The organism is Moorena sp. SIO4A1 (assembly GCF_010672065.1).
Lineage (GTDB): Bacteria > Cyanobacteriota > Cyanobacteriia > Cyanobacteriales > Coleofasciculaceae > Moorena.
Genome location: NZ_JAAHHX010000798.1, coordinates 1 through 1319, shown reverse-complemented (window position 1 = coordinate 1319; position 1319 = coordinate 1). Strand labels below are relative to the sequence as shown.

1 protein-coding gene is annotated in these 1319 nt (G+C 39.7%); it reads right to left on the bottom strand.

Annotated features, from left to right (window positions below; genetic code table 11):
- Positions 1-57: 57 nt before the first annotated feature.
- Positions 58-1203, bottom strand: a complete 1146-nt coding sequence (locus tag F6K53_RS43005) for a DNA cytosine methyltransferase (protein WP_293086768.1) — start codon at positions 1201-1203, stop codon at positions 58-60.
- Positions 1204-1319 lie beyond the last annotated feature (116 nt).

Sequence of the window (1319 nt, the reverse complement as noted above, 5' to 3'; positions counted from 1 at the left end):
CCCTGCTCCCTGCTCCCTTTTGATATCAATCCTATATTTACAACTTACATAAAAATGCTAGATAACCTTGACTAAAGAATCAGCGATATGGTGACTTAGTTCTACAGGTACAGCATTACCTATCTGCCTCATTGCTTCTGTCCATGAGCCGAAAATTTTATAATTATCTGGGAAAGTCTGGATGCGCTTAGCTTCATAAGTGGTGTAATAGCGGACTCGACCATCATGATAACGAATCATATTTTCTCCTCCAGGTACACCATGATCTCCTGCCTTTAAAGCTTTGGAAGGCATATCAATGTAACTGCCAGTATGTCCAGGATAAATTCTTGCTCCCTTTCTTAAGACATGCTCAAGGTCAAAACTACCTAATGAATCAGGTTCTGGCAGTTTTCCAATTTGGTCTCTAACTGTTTTCCAGGGTTTTAAAGATGGCGTGAATAGAGTGAGTTGTTGCTTTAGCAGATTAACTCGTTGCTGAGTTCGTTTATCTAGATTTTCAGTGGTTGAAGGCTTGATTCCATGCCTCTCCCAATAATCATAACTAACGAATTGTGACCAAAGTAAGCCATCAAGAGAATGAGTTTTTTTCGGAAAAGACCATTGGATAGTTAAATCTTCTCTGATGCCAACAATGAACACCCGTTCCCGGCGTTGAGGAATGCCATAATCGGCGGCATCAACTAATCGAAAAACTACCTTGTATTTTACCCCGTCATAGTTACCTGAAGTATGGAGTTTTTCCAGTCTCTTCAGATGATCATCCCAGTCTTCCCAATCCTTCCGGTCAACATCAGGATAAATCAATCTTAAAATAAGGTAGTCAAAATATCTGGCAAAGGATTTTCTCAGAAGACCTTTGACATTTTCAAAGATAAAAACTTTAGGAATACAAGTAGTTATTGCCTTACAAACATAGGGAAACATATCTCGTTGATCCCTATCCCCCTTATGCTTACCCCCCATGGAAAATGGCTGACAGGGAGGTCCACCTGCAATCATGTCTACATAACCAAACTGATTAAAATCGAATTTACGAATATCTATATTGTGAACAAGCTTGTCACCGTAGTGATGGGACAAGGTTTGACAGGCATTTTTATTCCAGTCAATAAAAGCTTTATGTTGGACTCCAGATAGCCGAATACCTGTGGCTAGACCCCCCGCGCCAGCAAATAGCTCTAAGCACGAAATTTTAGACATTTTCAAAAACGCTCTGGAACAGGAAGTGTATGAACTCGAGTTTCATTAAAAAAGCGAATTGTGTCTTTTATGATTTTATCAAAATCAGGAGATACATAGAGGTGCTTGGAACGTTC